Origin of the sequence: Sulfurihydrogenibium yellowstonense SS-5, from assembly GCF_000173615.1 — a bacterium.
Classification (GTDB): domain Bacteria; phylum Aquificota; class Aquificia; order Aquificales; family Hydrogenothermaceae; genus Sulfurihydrogenibium; species Sulfurihydrogenibium yellowstonense.
This window is the reverse complement of sequence record NZ_ABZS01000213.1, coordinates 1-2,382: the sequence shown is the minus strand read 5'-3', so window position 1 is coordinate 2,382 and position 2,382 is coordinate 1. Positions and strand designations below refer to the sequence as shown.

Below are 2,382 nucleotides of genomic sequence, written 5' to 3'. Positions count from 1 at the left end.
CAAACCTCTATAAGCTGCACTATATAGCCTTTCTAACCCACACGGTTCAGATGTAACTGTTGCATTTTTGCAAAAATTGCAATTTTGCAACAATCTTTCTAACCCACACGGTTCAGATGTAACCGTTTTGATGATTAAAGAGAGAAAGACCCGCATAAAGCGGGCTTTTTGTTAGGAATTACTTAGATTATTCGTTGTTTTGATTGTCTGCTGGCTTTTGTTCGTTTTGCTTTTCTGCTTTCTTTTGATACTTGTGCTGATGCTTGTGCTCGTGTTTCTTCATAGCCTCAGCAGGTGCTTGTGCCTGTGATTGTACTGTATTGGTTGCTGGTGCAACTCCTCTGTTTTGTCCTGCAAATGCAGATGTTCCTACTACTGCTACTGCCAATGCTGTTGCTACTAATTTTTTCATCTTTTATTCCCCCTATTTGAATTTGTAATATTATTCTATACCACTTGCTTCATAAAATCAATTACAGAAACATTAAATAAAGATTACAAATTTGTAAGAATTAAGAATTGTTTTTCTCTGTTTATTTTATTACTAATCTCCTTTTGACAGATTAATAATTTTATGATATATCTTTCTAACCCACACGGTTCAGATGTAACTTTTGCTTTTCTGCCATATTCTCCATATCTTTCAATCTTTCTAACCCACACGGTTCAGATGTAACGTGCAGGACCTGAGTTGGAGTACGAGATTTCTTACAACTTTCTAACCCACACGGTTCAGATGTAACGAAAAATTGCAGAACATCCTTAACTACTTATTTGATTCTTTCTAACCCACACGGTTCAGATGTAACCTTGTTAAGGATAGCGAACATATAAGCACAGAACAAGCTTTCTAACCCACACGGTTCAGATGTAACTTTTTAACCCAAGTTAAAACAATCCGTTAATTTCCTTAGCTTTCTAACCCACACGGTTCAGATGTAACATTTTTAAGGGAGCATAAAAATGGCAATAGTGATAACTTTCTAACCCACACGGTTCAGATGTAACTCCCTACCTATCCTGTGCCATTATACACTTGACAAATCTTTCTAACCCACACGGTTCAGATGTAACAAAATTGATAAAATCTCTAAAGAATATTTTGAATTACTTTCTAACCCACACGGTTCAGATGTAACAAGTTTCCGAGCATTTTCAAAATAGCTTCAAGACCAGCTTTCTAACCCACACGGTTCAGATGTAACGATAAGAACAAAACTCATTCACCAAATATTGACAATCCTTTCTAACCCACACGGTTCAGATGTAACTATCGTTGGATTAAATGCTGAAATGTCATGCATGTACTTTCTAACCCACACGGTTCAGATGTAACTTGACATGTATAATAAAAGCATAATAGGTTCACAAAGCTTTCTAACCCACACGGTTCAGATGTAACGAGAGATAGTGAAATCCCGTATTCCAAACAATCCCTCTTTCTAACCCACACGGTTCAGATGTAACTAACGGTGGAAGACCACCTAAAGAAATAGCGGCAACAGCTTTCTAACCCACACGGTTCAGATGTAACATGACGGGCATCAGCGGGCAGGGAAAATGCAAGATACTTTCTAACCCACACGGTTCAGATGTAACATGTTTTAAATGAATTGAAGGATTTAGCGGAAGACCCTTTCTAACCCACACGGTTCAGATGTAACACTTGGAATGTTCTTAACATGGCTACAAGAACAAGACTTTCTAACCCACACGGTTCAGATGTAACAAAAACTCATAGCCACTTTCGACCTAAGAAAAACATTCTTTCTAACCCACACGGTTCAGATGTAACAAAAACGAAAGAAGTGTCATGATAAGCAAAATAAACCTCTTTCTAACCCACACGGTTCAGATGTAACTTTGATGTGGGAAGCGGATGAGCTTGCGTTTTTGCTCTTTCTAACCCACACGGTTCAGATGTAACCCGTTAAATTTTTACTCAAAAATAAAATCGCTTATAGCTTACTCTATCAATATTCTGATAACCATTATACCAAACTTTTAAAAAACCTGCAAGTTGATATTTTTTTCCGCAAACCTCGATATACAGAAAATATATTATTATATTTTATCCTTTAACTTCCCATCACAAGCCAACTGCTGAAAACCACAAACTCAGAAGCCCGCTGCAAATATAACTCCTTAACTTCCCGATCTTGAAAAATTCTAAAATAAAAAATTCTAAATTTTCAAAAATTTAAATATTAAATACTTTAAAATTGAAAAGCTTAATTCAACAAATACTTAAAACTACTTTTTAAAAAATCCCTTTTAAACCATCACAACACAAGCTCTAATCAAACATCAAAAAATAAAATCACATTACCAATACCTTAGCTTTACTGACTGTTAAGTCATCTCACCAAGCCATTAAGCAAC

1 protein-coding gene and 1 CRISPR repeat array are annotated in these 2,382 nt (G+C 36.0%); the gene reads right to left on the bottom strand.

Translation table 11 applies throughout. The annotated features are described in order from the left end of the window. Window positions 1–187: 187 nt before the first annotated feature. The gene (locus SULYE_RS07665; protein WP_007548181.1) at window positions 188–412 is read right to left on the bottom strand and encodes a hypothetical protein; all 225 of its coding nucleotides are present in this window, start codon (window positions 410–412) and stop codon (window positions 188–190) included. A 170-nt stretch (window positions 413–582) separates the two neighbouring features. Then, a CRISPR array of direct repeats spans window positions 583–1,927; the repeat unit is 29 nt; unit sequence CTTTCTAACCCACACGGTTCAGATGTAAC. Between the last annotated feature and the right edge of the window lie 455 nt (window positions 1,928–2,382).